Origin of the sequence: Gracilibacillus phocaeensis (assembly GCF_900626275.1) — a bacterium.
GTDB lineage: Bacteria > Bacillota > Bacilli > Bacillales > Amphibacillaceae > Gracilibacillus > Gracilibacillus timonensis.
In genome coordinates this window covers 443,880-463,464 of sequence record NZ_LR131145.1, presented here as the reverse complement: position 1 = coordinate 463,464, position 19,585 = coordinate 443,880, and the positions used below count along the sequence as shown (strand labels likewise).

Here is a 19,585-nt window from a genome sequence, read left to right as displayed (position 1 = left end):
AAACTAGTAAATATTAAAAATATTAAAAAGCATGCAGGGACAAAAAGTCTTTCCTGCATGCTTAGGTAAATTTAGAAATAAATTCTCTCTCATTCATTTTTATACATTCGTTATTCGCCCGCCTCCCCACTCCTATTATTATAATTTCTCACCCGATTTTTTCCTTTATTATACAATATATAAAACTAGCTTGCTTTCTTATGAAGGTCATATATAATAATTATAATTCACCTGTCCCTTATAACTAAAGTAACATAACAGTTCTTAAAAAGGCTGTCTTTTTTTATCGAATGTAAAACAGCTGATATGTTATGAAGAAGGTGATTACTGTTAAGTAAAAAGGAAATAGCTATACATTTTTGAAAGCGCTATCTCATCGAAGGGGGGGATGCTTTTATTAAGTAAACGATTTTGCACAACGGGGAGGACATATGAAATCGAAACGTTTACAAAAAAATAATAACACCAGTTTGAAATCTATTCTACTTATTAGTTTTATTTGTATTGCTATCATACCAGTTATATTCATATCTGTTGTGATGTATATGAAGAGTTCCCAAATAATCAATCAAAATGCTTCAAAATATGTAACTCAAATATTACAACAGACCAATCAGGAGATTGATTCCAAGCTAAAACAATTTGCTGAAGATTCTATTCCGGTATTAACGAACAATGAAATACAAGAAAGTTTAAACCCACAAAATATTCAAGCTGCCGATTATAGTACAAGAGAAGATTTAAGAAAAGTGCTGACGGGTTTCATCATAGATAATAGTAATATAACATCTGCCTCCATCTATCTTAATGATGGCAGTCTTTTGGTTACTACTGAAAATAAGCCAAATGAGTTACAGTTATCGCCTGATAAGATAGACCAGTTGGATCAGTATAAGGGTAAGGTAATATGGAGCTATGCAAATTCAAACCCTTCTTCACTTCAGAAAAATTTGGTTGTAGGGCGTCGTGCTATCAAGAATGTATTAGGTCCCTCTACTGAACCAATTGGCTATTTATCATTTACCATATCAGAAAATTTAATCTTTGATTTAATAGCAGAATTAGAGATGGGTCAGACTGGAAGTACATTCATTTTGGACCAAACGGGAACAATCCTTACTAGTCAGTTGAGAGGAAGTATAGGAACGAAATTAGATGAAAAAATATTCGAAAACGTATCAGATAGATACCAGGAAAATACGGATAGTGTGATTGAGAAAATTGGCAGTACGGATTATTTTATTGCATTCGATCAATCAGAGGAAACGGGCTGGAGTGTAGTGGGTTTAGTCCCAGCTGATGAAATTACAGAAGGATTATGGGAAGTTCAAAAAATCCTCCTAATCATCGTTATCGTCTGGGTGATCCTGACCATTTTTTTATCGTCTAAAATAACGAAGAGTGTAACCGATCCTTTGATGGAATTGATAACTACCATGAAAACAGTAGAGAAAGGCGATTTTTCGGTACGTGTGAATTTAAAACAAAATAGAGAGATTCAATCGATAAGCAATAGTTTTAATCGAATGATTTACAAGATTAATGAATTGATTAAACAGGTATATGAGCGAGAAATGAAAGAAAAACAAGCAGAATTAAAAGCCCTGCAAGCTCAGATTAATCCTCATTTTCTTTATAATACATTGGATACTTTGTATTGGATGTTATATGTAAAAGGGGAGGAGAAAATCGGGGGGTTGATTGTATCCCTATCTAGTATGCTTCGCTACAGCATTGGTAATGAAAGTTCACTTGTCTTACTGAAACAAGAAGTTGACAACATGCAAAACTATATTAATTTACAATCTGCTAGGACAGGAGACAGTATAGATTTTGAATTTCATATGGAGGAAAGACTTGAACATGCCAAGGTGCTTAAACTGATGTTACAACCAATTGTAGAAAATGCCGTCCATCATGGGCTTGAAGAAAGGGATGGAAAAGGAAGGATAGTTATATCCATCAGAGAGGAACAAGGAAATCTAATCTTGATAGTGGAGGATAATGGCATCGGTATTGCGAAAACACAAATCGAGTCTTTTCAAAAGGAACAGCAAATCAATGGTGGTATTGGGCTGCATAATGTAGACGAACGGATTAAACTTACCTTTGGTTCCGCTTATGGTATCAATATAGAAAGCCGGCTAGGTGAAGGAACCAAGGTTACTATTAGGTTACCTCTTTATTTTCAAAACAAAAATTTGTAAGAAACGGAGCTACGAAAAGGAGTGAAATCATTTGTACAGTCATAAATTGCTACTAGTTGATGATGAATATATGGTTCGGACAGGATTGAAGAAGGTCATTGAAAACTTGGATGGGAATTGGCAATTAGTCGGGGAGGCGACAAACGGTGAAGAGGGTCTCATGCTTATCAAACAGTATCAGCCTGACTTAATTATTTCAGACATTCGTATGCCGAAAATGGATGGCTTAACCCTTTTACAAAAGAGTAAAGAATTGCATCCTGAAAGTATGGTTATATTACTCACAGGATATCCTGAGTTTGAATACGCCCAACAAGCATTAAGAAACGGTGCCCTTGATTACATTTTAAAACCTACGAAAGCTGAGGACATTATAAAAGTGTTAAAGAAGGCAGAATCTCTTTTGATAGAACAGAAGCAAGAAAAACAAGAGAAACAAGATTTACATGATTCATTGAATCATTATAATAAATGGATTACAGAAAAGGCCTTTCGAAATTTATTGTATGGGGGACATATCGGAAATATAGATATTTCACATAAAGATGAGTGGGGTTCAGAGACCGATATTGTTGTGATTACGATCGTTCAAAATAAACCACTATCATTGGGGCAACGTGTGAAAATTTTAGAGGAGTTGACCAAAAACCTTTTCTCGAAGGAGTTAGAAATCATCGTTCTTCCGGATGCGCAAGATGAGATACTATTATTAGTAGTAGGTGAAAAAGAGGAATTCTTGGATTGGGATAGTTTAAAAGAAAAACTCCATGCATTAAGGATTAAATGTGCACAAAATCATCAATTCTTTTGGAAAGCGGGAGTTGGTGGGCAGCTTTCGTTAATGGCAGAGGCCTCTTTATCTTATCATCAAAGTAAAAAGGCCGTTCATTATTCGAAGCCTGATCAATTAATTATTCATTATCATGATATTCTTGATTTTGACAAAGACCCTTCCATTATCCCGTTTGAATTAGAGTTATCCCTGGTGAGTGCGATAAAGTTAGGCCGAAAGGGAGAAGTAAAGAAGTCATTTGATCAGCTCACTGTCTATTTTGAGCATATGATGTTTAAGGAATTAAATAATTATGTTAATAGTTTATTAGTGAAGATTACCAACAGTTTATTAATTAAATATGAGTCAAACTCATTATCTTTTCCAAATCCAAGCGCTGTGCAGGAATGGTTTTATCAACAAGTGATGCAATGCTTTGTAAAAGTGAATGAACGAGAAATAAAAGAGAAAAATTATATCATTGAAAGAGCAAAAAAGATGATTGCAGAGAGATATGATTGTGATCTTACGCTAAAAAATGTAGCGGTCGATTTAAGTATTAATCCAAGCTACCTGAGTGTCCTTTTCAAACAGGAAACAGGTGAAACTTTCAGTGAGTATTTAGTGAGTTATCGATATCAAGTGGCAAAAGAATTATTAGAAAATCCTCGATTAAAAATATATGAAATTGCTGAGCAAGTTGGATATGTAAATGGGAGATACTTCAGTCAAATGTTTAAACGAAATAGTGGATTAACCCCCAAACAATACCGCAATCAGTTGGAAATTACGATAAGTGATTAAAAACCTCTAAAGTGTTTGGAGGTTTTTAATATGAACAAACAAAACCTAATCATCGCTACATTGTCGATATCTCAAAAGTACATTACACTAACCTTGTGATCACAATTTTAACAAAAAGGAGGTTAGCACATGTTTCATTTTAGCAGAAGGGCACGCGAAAATATGTGGGCATATCTTTTTATAGGGCCACAAATGATAGGGCTTACATTATTTATTATCGGTCCTATTATCTTTGCATTCGCTATTAGTTTTACGGATTGGGACATTGGTTCAACACCTACATGGTTAGGTTTAGAAAATTATACAAAGCAGTTATCGGACTCTGTCTTTTGGAAAGTAGTAAGGAATACCTCGGTTTTTGCGTTGATTAATATCCCTTTAACGATGATCGGTTCTCTAATCATAGCTCTGATGCTTAATCAAAACATCAAGGGAAAAGTCATCTTACGAACGGCGTATTTTATGCCTGTTGTCACTTCATCTGTCGCAGTAGCACTAGTTTGGACATGGATGTATAATCCTGATTTTGGTTTGATTAATTCAAGCTTAGGGTTCATTGGGATTGAAGGACCAGGTTGGTTATCTAGTTTAAAATGGGCTCTACCGTCTATTGCTTTCATGACGATATGGCAAGGGATAGGGTATAATATGATCTTATTTCTAGCAGGTTTGCAAGGCATATCCAAGCAACTTTATGAAGCCGCTATCATCGATGGGGCAAATGCTTGGCAAAAATTCTGGAAAATAACCTTTCCGTTATTGTCCCCAACGATATTCTTTGTCCTTGTTATGTTACTGATTAACTCGTTTCAAATATTTAACGAACCTTATATGATGACAAAAGGAGGTCCAGCAGACGCAAGCAATGTCTTTGTATTGCACATCTATGACAAGGCATTTCAATTTTTTCAAATGGGAGAAGCTTCTGCGATAGCCTTTATCCTATTTGTTATCATCTTAGTTTTCACACTGTTACAATTTAAATTTTCAAAGTGGGTGAATTATGATGCCTAGTATGACATTTAATCGTTCCAAAAGGTCTGACACACAAGAAAATGGGAAAAGTATGGGACAATATATGATGAATAGTTTTATCTATATTGTTTTAATTGCAGGTGCACTAGTTATGCTTGTTCCTTTTCTATGGATGATTTCTACCTCATTAAAGGGACAAGGTGCTGTATTTGAATATCCGCCTCGTCTCATTCCAAATCCTTTTGAGTTTGATAATTACAGCAGGGCTTGGTCCGCTTTACCCTTTGGCTTGGCTTACTGGAATAGCTTGAAAATTACGGGATTAGTGACAGCAGGCACTTTAATAAGCTGTTCCATGGCGGGTTATGCATTTGCCAAAATGAATTTCGTTGGGAAGAACTTTCTATTTGTGGTGTTGTTAGCAACGATGATGATACCTGGACAAATAACCCTGATTCCTATGTTTATGTTATTCAAAGAAATTGGCTGGGTGAATACACATCTCCCGCTTATTATACCACCGATTCTAACCAATGCCTTTGGCGTATTTCTGCTTCGGCAATTTATGAGTACATTTCCAACAGAACTAGAAGATGCGGCTAGAATTGATGGATTGAATACATGGAAGATTTATTGGAAGATAGTTCTGCCAAATTGTAAACCAGCCCTTGCTGCTTTAGGTATTTTTACTTTTATGGCAAATTGGAATAATTTCTTGGCACCACTTATTTATTTGGATGATGAGTCGAAGTTTACTATTCCGTTAATTATTGCTTCTTTCCAAGGGCTTTACACCACAGATTGGACAGTATTGATGGCAGCCTCTGCTATATCCCTTATTCCTGTATTAATTATTTATTTATTTGCACAAAGATACTTTATTGAGGGGATTACATTAAGCGGAGTAAAAGGGTAGTTTATTGTAAGTATTCAGAAGTCCGCATGAATAAATAGAAATTTGAAAATGAATAGAAGGAGGGTTAAAATGAAAAGGATTACATTTTTGAATATGTTGATAGTGTCTATTGTTTTGCTAATAGCTGGGTGCTCCAACGATGCCAATTCAGAGGGAGATAATGGGGGTGGCGATAAAGTAGAGTTACGAATGTCCATTGTAGCAGGTACTGAGGAGATGCCAGGGTGGCAAGGGATTGTGGATGCCTTTAATGAATCGCAATCAGATATCCATGTAAAATTAGAACGATTACCAGGGAGCTGGGATGAGTATAATCAAAAAATGACAGCTCAAATAGCTGCTGGAGATCCGCCTGATATTGGAAGAATTGGAGTAGCCTATATGCCAATGTATTCTTCTAAGGGACAATTAGAAGACTTATCACCATTTGTAGAATCGTTAAATAAAGATGATTATTTTGATTCTATTTTTACGAAGTATACAGATGGCAATATATATGGTGCGCCGATTGGTATCTACACTTTGGCTATGTATTATAATAAAACTCTATTTGATGAAGCAGGAATTGATTATCCGCCTGCAAATTGGGAAGAGGCTTGGACATGGGAGGAGTTTAGAGAAGCGGCAGAGCAGATGACTGAAGGGTCCGGGGGGAATAAACAGTATGGTGCTTATGTCGACTTTTTTCCTGAACGCTCTATTCCATATTTATGGTCAAATAATGGAGGGTTGATTAATGAGGACATGACAGACCCCATTGTAGATTCGAATGAATCAAAAGAAGCTTTAACATTCTTACAAAGCTTTATTCAATCAGGTATTTCCCCTACACCGGCAGAAACAGAAACCATGCCAATCGATCAATTATTTAAAACAGGGAGATTGGGTATGATTGTGGATGGTCAATGGACGGTACCTTCTTTTGCAGAGATTGATTCATTTGAATGGGGAGTTGCGCCGATTCCAAGGAGTACAAATGGAGAAGCTGTTACACCTAATTTTATCGACAAATATGTGGTTTATAAAGGTTCTGACCATGTAGAAGAGGCATGGCAAGCTATTGAATTCTTTATGAGCGAAGAAGCTGAAAATATCCTGGTGGATCATGGTCTAGGTGGCATACCAATATTAAAATCAGTAGCTGAGGAACGAGAAAGTGATATGTTTAATCCATTAAATGCAGAAGAAAAAGAAGTATTGTATCAATCCGTAGAGTATTCAAGGGAAGTTCCTTTTACGAATAACTGGCAAGAAGTAATGAATGAATCGATGAAGAAGTTTGATTTAGTGGGGTTAGATGAATTAGAAGCAGATAAGGCAGCTGATGAATTGTCTCCAATATTAGAGGAATTGTTGCAGGAAGCGAATCAATAATGATTGGAGTGTACAGGGCATGCAAATCTCTGTGCACTCTATTGCTAGAGTGCTGAAGGACAAAAGGTGGGATAACAAAATGAAGACAAAACCGATTGCAGAACTAACGTTTCAACCGTTAACGACCAACGAGATAAAACCCAAGGGCTGGCTATTACGCCAGCTTCAGATTCAAGCAGAAGGACTCAGTGGTAATCTTGATAAGTTTTGGCCAGATATTAAAGACAGTAAATGGATTGGTGGAGATAAAGAGGGATGGGAGCGGGTGCCTTATTGGTTAGATGGTTTTATCCCTCTAGCTTATTTATTAGATGATGAAGATATGAAAGCGCGTGCCAAAAAGTATATGGATGCTATTATAGACGGACAAGAAGAAGATGGCTGGATTTGCCCATGTCCTAAAGAAAAGAGAGGCCAATATGATATGTGGGCCTTATTTCTACTATTAAAAGTGTTGGTAGTTTACCATGATTGTAGTAAGGATGAAAGAGTAGAAGAGGTTGTTCATCGAGCGATGGTGAATTTCGACAAGCATATTGATCAATTTACTATCTTTGATTGGGCTTCTACCAGGTGGTTCGAAATGCTAATCCCTCTATATTGGCTCTATGAAAGGAAACAAGAAGAATGGTTGCTTCAGCTAGCCGTTAAATTAAAGGCACAGGGGTTTGACTATGCCTCTTTATATGAAGACTGGCCTTATGAAAAGCCCAATTCCTCTGGACATTGGAGCCAAATGAGTCATGTAGTAAATCAAGCAATGGCAGTGAAATCATTAGCTTTGTTTAGCAGAATAAGTAAACAAGAGACTGATCAGCAATTTGCAGATAAAATGCTTGAGCAATTATTAACTTTCCATGGCACGGCCACGGGTATATTTACAGGAGATGAGTGTCTGTCGGGAAACAGTCCTACCCAAGGAACCGAACTATGTGCAGTAGCAGAGTTTATGTATTCGCTAGAGAATCTTATTCAAGTAACTGGTGATGTAAAGTGGTCAGACCAACTAGAGTATATCGCTTATAATGCTTTGCCTGCAGCAATTAGCCCAGATATGTGGTCTCATCAGTATGATCAGATGGTCAATCAGGTGGAGTGTAGCAGAATTGAAGAAGGAAAACAGCCATTTCGAACGAATAATGGAGAGGCTCATATATTTGGGTTAGAACCTCATTTTGGGTGTTGCACTGCTAATTTTAACCAAGCCTGGCCTAAGTTTGCCTTATCCACTTTTATGAAAACAAAAAAAGGGATCGCTTGTACTGCATTTGCACCTGCAGAGGTAGAAACCACTATCAATGATCAAAAGGTAAAGATCGACCTTGAAACAGACTATCCTTTTCGTAACACTATGCAGTTCACCGTTCAGGTGGAGCGGCCTTGTGCCTTTGATATAGATATTAGGGTCCCGGCCTTTTGTTCAAGTGCAACGATAAATGGAAAGCAGGCAAAGAGTGGGGAATACTATCATATATCTAAGGTATGGACAGATGGAGAAACGATCGATGTGATCTTATACTATGAGTCGGAATTTATAAATAGGCCAGAGGAGATGATCGCAGTTAGAAGAGGGCCACTCTTATTATCGATAGCCATTGAAGAAGAGTGGAACAAAATAGACTATGGTGAGAACGAGACATTACGCGTTTATCCACATTGCGATTATGAAGTGACTCCTGTTTCACCATGGAATTATGCTTATGTGGATAAGGAGATAGACTTTCAATTCCATCAGGTGGCGGATATGCCTTTTAATCCTGCTGAACCACCACTTGAAGCTTCGGCAAAGGTAGTAGAAATTGATTGGCCCCAAAAAGATGGGGTAGTTACTAGAACCCCAGCAGGTAGAAAGCCAATGAGTGAAGTGAAGCAAGTTAAGCTTTTACCTTATGGATGTACCAATTTAAGAATGACGGAGATGCCATTTATTAAGCTTTGAAAAATAGATAAGTTTATTATAGAAGTGACTGGGTTATGTTTGTGAGGCTAACCCAGTTTTTCGTTGACTAGTGAAGGCAGTGCGCCGGTACCAAGACAAATTTCAATCCACGCACCCATAAAGGATGCGACGCAGGCAAGCACACCGACACCATGTGATACCAGTATTTCAATCCACGCACCCATAAAGGATGCGACAGCACACATCAGAAAGCCTTCCCAACCAAGGCAATAGACTACCAAAAGTGCTAACCTAAATATTTCTATTAATAAAATAGTAAAACCAATTGCTAACCTTCGATAAAACCACTATTGTAACAAGGTGCTAACCCCTTGGGTATTACATGTTTGCATAGGGTTAGCACCGCGTTGAAAAATCAGTAGTTGTTTCAAATTGAATGTTTCTCTTGCTCCCAAATATCCCTTTTTGATTTATGCTTAGCAATAAAACGAATTGTAAATCAATTGGGTGTAATACGCAATGTTTGAATATCGATATCTTGCGTATTATTAAGGTGTATTCGCGAACATGAAATTTCATACTCCATCATTCGCCTCACAAACAAAAGATATTAATCCTATCTTAAAGGTTATCATCAAAAAATACAAAGATCTGATCATCGAATGCAGTGGTAAGCTAGAAGATCTGATTTAAATTTCATGGAGCTTCCATTATCGTAAATAGACGATAGCTTCTTTCTCATCATTAAGATTGCCAATAAGCGTTTTAACTAGAATTGAAGAAGCTCATCCATACTATTTTTAATAAAATTAGCTGCTACTATATGTGGAAGAAATATAAGGTTTTTTCTTTAAGGTCTTTACTCTTTCTCCGCATCAATAATAAAACTTAACCTATATATACGACGAGGCCGTCCCTTATGCGTTACCTTTTCTTCTCCTACAATGTCAACCAGTTCGCCGTCCATCCATTTAAGTAGGATACGATGGGCGCTCCGAATAGTTATATCCAGTGTGGAAGCTAATTCCTGGGCGGTGTAATCATATTTATTGTATTTGGCAACGCGTGCCATCAACTTGGTCATATAGGTTGCGGACATACCGGATTTTTCTGCTTTTTCGAGCAGCTCTGCGTCTGTTATGGATAGATCATAGCGTTCGTAGTGCGTATCGGTGGTAATGTCAACAGGGCCAAGCACACTGCGATCCTCACGTACAATGTAACAAACATTTCCACCAAGCTCCTTTGATTGGCGCATGGCAAAGCGAGCATGACTGCCAGCTTCTGCGGCCGTACTGCCAAAACCGACTCCGATGCTTAGGGTGATGCCGATTTCACTTTTGGTTTCGTTCAGCAATGGAATAAACTTATATCCCCTCGTTTCCCGTTCGAAAATACCTCGAGTGGTAATAAAAGAGTACTCTTCACTGCCAATATTAATTAAATGACCGTCGAGCTGTTTGGTGTAATTCAGCAGCATTTGCTGTATTTGTAATTTCAATAATTGCACATCATGCTCGGAAGGGTATCTTTCAATTATTTTTTTAAAGTTATCAATGTCAATTAATCCGAAAACGATTTGTGATTCCTTGTTCCTTCGCGTGGTTGTAGCCAGAAGTGCCCGTTCTAAAGAGACGATCATATCCTGTTGTGTCGGAGTGACCCATTCGTTTGGTATATTCAGTTCTGTCAACCGGATGGAAACTTCTTGGATGCCAGTAATAGCCACGGTGCCGTTCTCTTGATGATTTGTTCTGTGAAAGTCAATGATATCGGTAATTAGCATACTCTTGGAATGGTCATGGAATACCGTTAGCTGATAATCTGTCTCTTCTAATTCAAATAGTATTTGTTCCACATATTTTTTTTCAACCGTATCGACGGACAATTTTTTCAATCCATGGCTGTTTTTTATAAGAAATAATGATCGGTAAAGCCCGGTTCCCATCAGTGGCACAAGGTGTACCGGAATGGAGAAGTCCGTCAATTGTTTGGCTAAGTGATATTGGTGGTATTCCATAAACATCAATACATCTGCGTCTTGTTCTAAATCATTCATTGCCTCAGCCAGAACGGTATCAGGATTAATAATATAAAAAATAGGCTTGAAGTTTGGGAAAGCTTTCAAAGTTTCCTTGATTTGTTCGACAAGGGCATCGGGTGTAATAACTCCAATCGTAATCTCTGGATCCATGGTAACCGCTTTCAAATTCATTGAATTACCCTCCTTAGGTCTTTATCGACACAAGTATGGACATGTCTGTTTTCTTTATTGTCATTATCATACGTTGTAAACATCCATTTGTCAAAACGATTAGGTTACAGAATAATTGATGGTGAATGCACAGCTTCGAGTCATCGTAAATGGCATACTTAAAGACTGTTTAAAGACTTGTCTTTTAAAAGTGGTCTCCATACAATAAAAATATACAGGCATCTGAATTTTATCTCGAAAATCATAATAAGACTTGAAAATAGGAAAAGGAGTGGTCAAATGAAAACGATTGCTGAATTGGATGATTTTCTGACAATACCATCACAGGCACTAATGGATGATTTACGATCTTTGGATGGGGATATTTTAATTCTGGGAGTTGGTGGGAAAATGGGACCGACTTTAGCAAGAATGACCAAAAGGGCTATAGATCACGGCGGATTGAATAAAAGAGTTATCGGTGTGTCGCGATTTTCATCAGGAAACTTAAGGGAAGAGCTAGAGGCACTGGGTGTGGAAACCATTGCGGCCGATTTATTAGATGACATGGAGCTTGCCGCACTTCCCAATGTCAAAAATGTGATTTATATGGCTGGTAATAAGTTTGGAACCGTGGGAAATGAACATTTTACTTGGGCTATGAATACCTATCTTCCAGGAAGAGTAGCAGAGAAATTTAAACATTCACGAATAGTAGCATTTTCTACAGGAAATGTCTATCCGTTTACCAATGTACTGAGTAGTAATTGCTCAGAGGATACCCCGGTGAATCCAGTTGGCGAATATGCTCAATCCTGTTTGGGAAGAGAGCGTGTGCTCACGTATTTTTCACATAAACATCAGACACCTTTGCTCATTTTTCGACTGAATTATGCGATTGATTTGCGTTATGGTGTATTACTGGAGATAGCGAAACAAGTGTATGAAGGCAGAGAGATTGATTTAACGATGGGTAATGTGAATGTTATTTGGCAAGGGGATGCGAATGAGTATGCTATTCGTTCCTTGTTACATACCGATTCCCCGCCAAAGATTTTAAATATTACAGGACCTGAGACATTATCGATCCGCTGGTTAGCCAATGAATTTGGCAAACGGTTTGATAAAGAACCTCAATTCATCCATGTCGAAGATTCAAAAGCGTTATTGAATAATGCTTCCAAAGCCCATGAATTATTTGGCTATCCTAAAGTTTCTATTCAACAAATGATCACGATGATTGCTGACTGGTTAAGCCACGATGGTGTTACACATAATAAACCTACACATTTTCAAGAACGGGAAGGGGCATTTTAAATGCTTGATCATGCCGTGAAACAGCATATTCATGAAGGAACGGTTATTCCTGCCCATCCGCTTGCCTTGACTAGTGATAGAAGGCTGGATGAGAGAAGTCAGCGTGCACTTACCAGATATTATATCGATGCAGGGGCAGGAGGCTTGGCGGTAGGGGTTCATACGACACAATTTGAAATTAGGGATCCAGCTTTTCAATTATTTGAAAAGGTATTAGTGATGGCAATGGAAGAGATGGAGCGAGCCTCCAAGAATTTCATTAAAATCGCGGGTATTTGTGGGCCGGTTGAGCAGGCTGTCCGTGAAGCGGAGTTTAGTAAACATATTGGCTATGATTTAGGTTTATTGAGCATGGGAAGCTTGCAAGATCTTTCAGAAGATGAACTTCTTTATCGAGCGGAAAAGGTTGCAGAAATCATACCGGTCTTCGGATTTTATTTGCAGCCATCGGTCGGAGGCAGGGTCTTTTCCTATGATTTCTGGAAACGCTTTGCTGACATAGACAATGTGCATGCGATTAAAATTGCTCCATTTAATCGATATCAATCCTTTGACGTCGTTCGAGCTGTGTGCAATTCTGCGCGAAATAAAGAGATTGCTTTATATACGGGAAATGATGATAACATCGTGAATGACTTGTTAACTACGTATCAAATAAGGGTGGGGGATAGGCAAGTCACCAAGAAAATCGTCGGTGGGTTACTTGGTCATTGGTCGGTGTGGACCAAGCGTGTGGTGGAAATGTTTGCGGAAATGAAACATGCGCAAAGTAAAGACCATATTCCTAGTGAGCTTTTAACATTGGGGCAGGAGATTACGGATGCGAATGCGGCCTTCTTTGATGCAAGCAATCAATTTAAAGGCTGTATTGCGGGGATAAATGAAGTGTTAACCAGACAAGGGCTGCTTAAGGGCAATTGGTGTTTGCTTGAAAAGGAACAGTTAAGTCCTCACCAGGCAGACGAAATCGATCGTGTGTACCGAAGTTATCCCCATTTGAATGATGATGCCTTTATCCAAGCAAATCTATCGAAATGGCTCGACTAGGGTTTTGGCACTTATTTTCATTACAGAAATAAAAAAGAAAGAGTCTTTCTAGTCCATTGCGGCGTTTTACAATGTCTGCAGTGGACATTTTGTGGTCAAAAGTGAAAGAGCCCTTTCCGAAAGAAAAGAGCTCTGCTTCATGTTATTTAGTACTGAATGTTTCTATTTGAAAGGTGTGTTCTCCGTCCCATGTCTTAAATGGATAGAAGTCCATTTCTGAGGATCCATCACTATGGATGCTGAAACCTGGGTCCATTCCATTGGTTTGAATGATCGTTTGATCGTTTTCTTTCATAATCTCTTTGATTTCGTAACCATGTGTTTTACCGTCTGGGTGTGTGATAACTATATGACTGCCTCGTGTATCCTCTGGTATATTGGTGTCTGTTACAAAGGCGTCATAGCTGTCTTGATTGGCTTGACGCATTACATTGGTCAGCGTCCCCTTGATTGTTTCATTGCCAGTCAATTGTTCGGTACCTTTTTCTAACAGACTGCCGCCAATCAGGTACATGTCGGTAACTTCCCCATTTTGTAAACGAATCATTCCCATCTTTCCTGTCATGGTGGTATCATCCACAACCAGTGGTTCTTCTGGGTGGTGAGGGGAACTGAGAATAATATCGGTTGTCTCCCTGTGAGTAACCGCAACGGCAATATCACCCGGATGAGCATCCTTTATTTCTAATTTCTCTATATGGTCAATTCGTGGTTCCTCGTCATGTTGGTAAGGCTCCATTAACGTAATAAATTGACTGCTTAGGTTTTCTCCGTCTCTTCTTAAAACGAATTTAGGCATATGGTATTTTACTGCTTCATCATTGGTATCCATACTTGTGCCATGTAATCGAGTGGAACGGAGGGACGGTGATTCAGCTAAATACAATTCATTTTCTCCAGATTCCAAGAGACCGGTAATTTTCATTTTTGCTTGTTCTTCTTCATTCTCTTCGGTTGTTAATGTTAATTGATATTGCTCATCTTCCAGTGCGGCTTCCATGACGTTTTGAAGATAAATATAGCCATAATAATGTCCTTCTGCATAACCTGTGTCGTATGCCGTTTCGGGAAGAGTGACTTCTGTTCCTTCAGGCAGGAGGTAATCGCCATATTCGGTTAGTTCCATGTCGGTATCAAAGTGAGCATCGCGGTTGGCATCTCCTTGTAAGGTATATTCGTGACGATTTCCGCCGGAGACACGGAACAAATCCAATACATAGCCATCCTCTCCATCAGGGAATCCGATAAACCAAGGTTCTCTGCTGTATTCATCCGTTCCTGGATACGCCTTTTCCTGATGGGCACGCATCACTTGTAGCTGGTCGCTGATAGGGGCGAAGAGCTCGATATTTCCTCCGTGCTCAGCCTCGCCAGAAGTGGTCATGTCTTTGCTGTCTACCACTACTGTGTTGTGTCCCATGGTTGATGTCGCCCAGCGGCGGTAAAAGGTATAACTATAGCCAATATCCGGCAATAGTTCTTGCCCTTTTGCATAAAGATTTAAATTAAGTGGGTCAAAATGATTATGTCCATACTTTGGATCAAAATTCATGTATAGCTGGGATGGTTGAGCAGGATTGCCTTCTTCGCCGTCATCCTCTTGCTGGGCTTCTTCATTCAAAAGAACTAGCTCTATGACACCCATTTTATAATTGGTTGCTTCATCAGATTTGCCAATCGTTTTAAAGGTAATTTCATGTGTACCTTTCTCTAGCTCTAGTGTTGCCAATGTTTCCATATCACCTGGTCCGGATCCTGTATTAAAGAAATCCAGTTCTGTGATAGTTTTATTGTTCATCAAGATTTCATATAACCCATAACTTGCCGCCTTAAAGGGTTTCAGATCTACACGGTACGTATCCGTTTCGGGGACTTCAAAGACAAAGGTAATCTGATTTCCTTCGCTTTCCGCTTCAAACTGTACGGTTCCGCTATCTGCAAATAATCGATCCTCTGTCGTCTGATCGACAATGTCCAACCCAGGAAATAAATAAGTAATGCCGGTACTTTCTTCCTCTTCATCTGGGGTCCCCCTTTGGAGTCGAGCATATCCAGACGCTGGCAGTAAAAAGGAGCCATCGGTTAAATTAGGATTTCCGGACACCTCGTTTGCCCATGTATCTTGAGTAGGAAGGTATTTCCCGTCTGGATAAATCAGCATCTGTGGAATTTCCTGCGATTTACCCAAGGCAGGGAATGCCTCTCGCATATCTAAATCGTCAAATCGCGTCCCTGAACGAGGTGAAGTATATCCTTGTGGGTCGCTCCATCCCTGAAAGGCATCGATGGCTCGATTGATGCCATTGGTGGACTGGTTATGGTAAGACAAGGTCGTTTCTTTATAAAAGCCATCAAATAAATATTCGTTGGTTGTATAGTCTTCTAATAATTCTACTCCCTCGTGAATATAGGAAGGATCATTAATGGCTTTTGACATGTCACCCAGACCGACCCATTTGGTATAATCCATATTATGATTAATAATCGGGAACGTCCGAGCAAACTCTACGGATGGTTTAAACATCGCTTCTACAATCTTTTGATCAACATCTTCTCCTGCTTCGTCACTTAATAACTCCAATGCATTAGTCTGTTTGACGGTGGCGTAAGCATTGAATAAATTGCGTAGATCCCACAGTTCAGAGGCTGACCAGCGGTTCCATACACCACCCCACCAAGGATAGGGAGGTCCAGATGAGACTTCTACCGGAAAGTTTTGCCATACATGATCACTGACTGGTATATAACCCTCATATACTTCTGCAAAGCGTTGCAATAGTCTTGCGGCTCCCAGCGGATCTTCGGAAGCAATTTTCGACATCTGTCCTAGGGCATAGTTTCGTTGCAGCCACCATTTGTGGGCGCTTAAGAAATATTTCCTGCCATTTTCATCTTCATAATAGGGATATTCAACGGTTTCTCCTTTTTTATTGGTTACGGTAAAGGCTTGATCTTCTGGATATTCTTCATTTGGATACGTCTTATCACTGTGATTGGAGCTGATGATATCTGGTTGATCGATATCCCAGCTGAAATTTCTATCTGGATGCAGTTGTGGCTGATCCGGTAATCCAGTAAATCGAAAACCAACTCGTTCGGGAATGATATCCAAGAGCTGCTGGACTTCTTCTGTCGCAGGTTCCCATTCTACCATGGTCTTTTCCCCATCATATGGGACGTGATCGTATAATGCTTCTCCTGCATCCATCATCTGGTTTCGATCAAAAGCTAGCATGGTGAACATGGCTTCAGGTTTATTGCGCTTCTGATCCAGACTAACAGATAAGTGGTACAATCCATTTTCATGTGGTTCTGGGTGCTCAAAGGATACAACCATGCGGTCTTTTACCTTTTCCATATTCACATCGTCTAGCTCCACTTGTTCGCCAGATGGAGAGCGCCAAGTTAGCGCAATATCATCATGAATAGGGTTGATCCCTGCCCCTTTAAAGGACAATTCTTTCTCGGTAAAGGCTTTATATTCTAGTTTCAACTCCTGTGGATTCCAAATAGAGTTATAGGATTTCGGTGCCCATTGTTCTGGCAATTGATTAAAAAAGATACTGCCCAGCCGTCCTTCTTCGGAAACATCGATGGTGTAGCTAGTGGAAGTGCTTGTATCTGTTTGGTTATAACTGGATGTCCGGATGGGAATCCAGGAACTCATGGGTTCCGTATTGATCTCATGCTGATGGATGATATTGAGTTGCCATTCATCTCCAACGTGCAGCTCGTCCACATTAAGAGAGGAGATGGGGATAGCAACCTCTGCCGTCATGGATCCCTCTTCCGTAATGACCTCGTAATCATAATCAGCTGCCTCTTCACCGCCTGGCCCCCAATCATTTGTAATAGGTAAATTAGGTTCATGGACCGGAATGGTTATCGTGAAAAAGGTTTCTTGATCTGGAGAAGGTCGAATCAAAATCTCGACATTAGCTAATGACTCACTTGCCTCCTCATCTGTGTAGGTCAAACCAACGTAAAGGTTGTCGGAATCATAGCCAAGCAGGGCTTCTGTGTCTTTTTCGACCTTTTCATTATCGAATACGGTGACAAATCCCTCTAACTCGACTGCTTTCTCCCAGATATCCTCTGTTAAATCACCGTCAATAGCGATCTCTGTTTCTACTTCTGGAACGACGGCCCAACGGTTATGGTTATGATCAATAACAGGTTCGGTAGCTGGAGCAGTCTCGGCAGCAGTTATCTGATGATTTGAGACACCAGGCGAGGTTAGTTCAGGCAAAAAGTTAAGTAGTACAAACAATCCGAAACACAAGATCCACGTTTTTCTCCACATGTTATTTTCTCCTCCTTATGGTAATGTTGCTAAAAACATATGCGCTCTAACTGGAAAGTACGACAGCCATAGTAACCGTAATCTTTTCGATCGTTTCGCTGTAGTTGCTAACAATGTCTTGAAATCGGAGTCTATAAAAAGTCTAAAAATAGATTTACTTATATATTAGTAATGGAGATTTCTGTGAAAGGGGGAGGATATTTCTCTTTTCATTTGGAACAAAAAAAGATAATAAGGAGGTCACTATTAACGTCTGATGGCATGTATTGCAAAACAGTCCTTGTTAATAATCGTTTCCTCCTGTAAGTTTTCGGTGCAATGAAGTCATGGTGTTATCTCATCCATTTGAAACTAGTTTGATAAAGTAATCACTTTTCCTTCCTTTGCCCAATCTAGTTGATATTCACTTGGCATACGCGATTCTTCAAAACATTTCATGAGTGTTTCAGATAATCCCTCCACCCAAGTAAGATCTTTTTGCTGGTCATGTTGAATAAGTGTATCAGGGAAATGAATAATCTCAGGCATAGAATGGTGCATGCTATTAATACATAATGTATGGGCGTAGGCGGCCTCTGGACCACAATAAATAACTTGCTTTCCTGATTTAGCGGCTTCGATACATATCGATAATTTGTGCAAGGGGTCTTCGGTTCTTGGATCTTTATAGGTTTTTTTGTTTCCATCATGAAAGTGAGCAACAACGCTATTGGAGCCTTCTTCTTGTGTATAGCTTATGGTGGCATGCTCAAATTCAAATGTGAAATGGGGGCCAAATGTCTCCGGAACAGCGTGTGTCGCATAATACAGTACTTCCACACCCTCATCTATTATTGTCTTGACTGCACACGTATCGAAGTTTTCAATTGGATTCGCTCGATAAAGTTCGGCAGTGACTTGCTGCAAATGTGCACTCTCTTCGGTTGTGGCACCTAAGAGGTAGAACATGTGATGAAGATAATGTGCACAGGCATTGCTGGCTACACTATCTATGATCAGCTCTCCATTATTACCATATTTTCGACCGGCCCATGGTGCGCGCTCAAAATAACTGCCTGTTCGCGGCCAAAGCGCGATCGTTTTCAGTCTTTTGGGTTTTCCGTAAAGACCATTTTGAATATCGTGCTTTAATGCTTGAATCGATGGCTGAAATGACCAATTAAAACCAATCGCTAAAAATTTGTTACTCGCATTTCGGGTAGCAATCATTCTTTCAGCATCTTCCACCGTTGTACACATTGGTTTTTCACAAAGCACATGGCTGCCATGTGTCAACGCATAGCACGTCTGATCGGCATGAAGATGAATCGGTGTAGAGATAATGGCAAGGTCAGCACTCCAATTTTCATAGAATGTCTCTATGGATGAAAAAACAGGAATCTGCCGTTCGATGATCGTTTGGTAGTTCTTGCTTTTTTGCGGGTTTATATCCACTACTCCCACAATAGACGCTTCTGAGGAATCCAGCAGATGGCTGACATAGAGGTCGCCATATCCTCCGATTCCAATTAAAACAATGGATACGTTTGATTTAATGATGCTCTCCTCCTTCATTTTTGTGATGTATCTGGAAAATATATGAACAGTATAATGGGAGGTGCCGGTGATGACAAGTCTTTAAATAGACTATAAGTTCAGTTTAATGTTTTTGATTGGGCGTTAAAAGGGGTTGTTGTATAGAGTTGTTACTTGTTATAAGTTTCGAGTAAATGAAGTGATTGTATGGCTAGTGCTCTCGGTTTCCAAAAAAATAAAATCGCTATCTCCATTAATGGA

The 19,585-nt window shown here is 39.3% G+C and carries 12 protein-coding genes; 9 read left to right on the top strand and 3 right to left on the bottom strand.

Annotation, left to right across the window (positions count from 1 at the left end):
• The first annotated feature begins 431 nt into the window (after positions 1-431).
• The 7 genes from E0E32_RS18325 to E0E32_RS22710 all read left to right on the top strand — a co-directional run bounded on the left by E0E32_RS18325 (position 432) and on the right by E0E32_RS22710 (position 9,641).
• Positions 432-2,207, top strand: a complete 1,776-nt coding sequence (locus E0E32_RS18325) for a cache domain-containing sensor histidine kinase (RefSeq protein WP_130860406.1) — start codon at positions 432-434, stop codon at positions 2,205-2,207.
• Positions 2,208-2,238: 31 nt separating this feature from the next.
• Positions 2,239-3,783 carry a response regulator gene (locus E0E32_RS18320; RefSeq protein ID WP_130860405.1) on the top strand — a complete coding sequence of 515 codons (1,545 nt, stop codon included), beginning with the start codon at positions 2,239-2,241 and terminating at the stop codon, positions 3,781-3,783.
• A 129-nt stretch (positions 3,784-3,912) separates the two neighbouring features.
• Positions 3,913-4,797 (top strand): carbohydrate ABC transporter permease, encoded by an 885-nt coding sequence (locus E0E32_RS18315; RefSeq protein WP_130860404.1) that lies wholly within the window; start codon positions 3,913-3,915, stop codon positions 4,795-4,797.
• A complete protein-coding gene (locus tag E0E32_RS18310; RefSeq protein ID WP_350308635.1) occupies positions 4,787-5,674 on the top strand; it encodes a carbohydrate ABC transporter permease in 888 nt (295 codons plus the stop codon). The genes E0E32_RS18315 and E0E32_RS18310 overlap by 11 nt, the downstream gene beginning before the upstream one ends.
• 69 nt (positions 5,675-5,743) lie before the next feature.
• Positions 5,744-7,048: an ABC transporter substrate-binding protein gene (locus E0E32_RS18305; protein ID WP_165445074.1), complete on the top strand. Its 1,305-nt coding sequence runs from the start codon at positions 5,744-5,746 to the stop codon at positions 7,046-7,048.
• A 19-nt stretch (positions 7,049-7,067) separates the two neighbouring features.
• A complete protein-coding gene (locus tag E0E32_RS18300; protein ID WP_130860402.1) occupies positions 7,068-8,987 on the top strand; it encodes a beta-L-arabinofuranosidase domain-containing protein in 1,920 nt (639 codons plus the stop codon).
• Positions 8,988-9,515: 528 nt separating this feature from the next.
• On the top strand, positions 9,516-9,641 hold the full coding sequence (locus E0E32_RS22710) for a hypothetical protein (protein ID WP_262361292.1): 126 nt from the start codon (positions 9,516-9,518) through the stop codon (positions 9,639-9,641).
• 166 nt (positions 9,642-9,807) lie between these two features.
• Here the strand turns inward: E0E32_RS22710 and E0E32_RS18295 are convergent, their stop codons facing one another.
• Positions 9,808-11,163 carry a GGDEF domain-containing protein gene (locus tag E0E32_RS18295; protein ID WP_130860401.1) on the bottom strand — a complete coding sequence of 452 codons (1,356 nt, stop codon included), beginning with the start codon at positions 11,161-11,163 and terminating at the stop codon, positions 9,808-9,810.
• 279 nt (positions 11,164-11,442) lie between these two features.
• Between E0E32_RS18295 and E0E32_RS18290 the strand changes: the two genes are divergently transcribed.
• Positions 11,443-12,459 carry an NAD-dependent epimerase/dehydratase family protein gene (locus E0E32_RS18290; RefSeq protein ID WP_130860400.1) on the top strand — a complete coding sequence of 339 codons (1,017 nt, stop codon included), beginning with the start codon at positions 11,443-11,445 and terminating at the stop codon, positions 12,457-12,459.
• Entirely contained in the window at positions 12,460-13,506 is a 1,047-nt protein-coding gene (locus E0E32_RS18285; protein ID WP_130860399.1) for a dihydrodipicolinate synthase family protein, read from the top strand.
• 142 nt (positions 13,507-13,648) lie between these two features.
• On the opposite strand, the gene E0E32_RS18280 is transcribed toward E0E32_RS18285, so the two are convergent.
• Positions 13,649-17,809: a heparinase II/III domain-containing protein gene (locus E0E32_RS18280; RefSeq protein WP_130860398.1), complete on the bottom strand. Its 4,161-nt coding sequence runs from the start codon at positions 17,807-17,809 to the stop codon at positions 13,649-13,651.
• A 351-nt stretch (positions 17,810-18,160) separates the two neighbouring features.
• Positions 18,161-19,363 (bottom strand): Gfo/Idh/MocA family protein, encoded by a 1,203-nt coding sequence (locus E0E32_RS18275; RefSeq protein WP_130860397.1) that lies wholly within the window; start codon positions 19,361-19,363, stop codon positions 18,161-18,163.
• Positions 19,364-19,585 lie beyond the last annotated feature (222 nt).